General features: G+C 59.6%; 1 protein-coding gene. It reads left to right on the forward strand.

The annotated features are described in order from the left end of the window. Positions 1-783 (forward strand): MBG domain-containing protein (locus HP566_RS03575; protein WP_249975894.1); only part of this gene is annotated, 783 nt, incomplete at both ends.

Consider the following 783-nt stretch of genomic DNA (forward strand, 5'->3'; position numbering starts at 1 on the left):
TCGCGGGTTTAGTCAACGGTGAAGGCCAGGAGGTATTAGACGTTCAACTGAGTGGCGGACGCGGCACCCATGCAGGCAACTACGACCACACCGCCAGCGGCGATGCGCAAAACTACCTGCTGACCTTCGTGGATGGCGAGCTAACCATTGACCGCGCCGAGGCTACGGTCACGGCGAACAGTGGAACCACCACCTACACCGGCACCGAGCAAAGCGTGGATGGCTTCACCGTCGAGGGGCTGGTCAATGGTGAAGGCCAGGAGGTATTAGACGTTCAACTGAGTGGCGGCAGCGGCACCAATGCCGGTCACTATGCCCATACCGCCAGTGGCGACGCCCAGAACTATCTGCTGACTTTTATCGATGGCGAACTGACCATCGATAAAGCCACTGCTACCGTCACCGCCAACAGTGGCACCACCACGTACACCGGCATCGAGCAAAGCGTGGATGGCTTCACCGTCGCGGGGCTGGTCAACGGTGAAGGCCAGGAAGTATTAGATGTTCAACTGAGTGGCGGACGCGGCACCAACGCAGGCAACTACGACCACACCGCCAGCGGCGATGCGCAAAACTATCTGCTCACCTTCGTGGATGGCGAGCTAACCATTGACCGCGCCGAGGCTACGGTCACGGCGAACAGTGGAACCACCACCTACACCGGTACAGAGCAGAACATTGACGGTTTCACCGTCGCGGGGCTGGTCAATGGTGAAGATGCCTCGGTACTGGCAATCACCACCCATGGCGGACGCGGCACCGATGCCGGTCACTATGCTCATA

The organism is Vreelandella olivaria, from assembly GCF_023507745.1.
Taxonomy (GTDB): Bacteria; Pseudomonadota; Gammaproteobacteria; order Pseudomonadales; family Halomonadaceae; genus Vreelandella; species Vreelandella olivaria_A.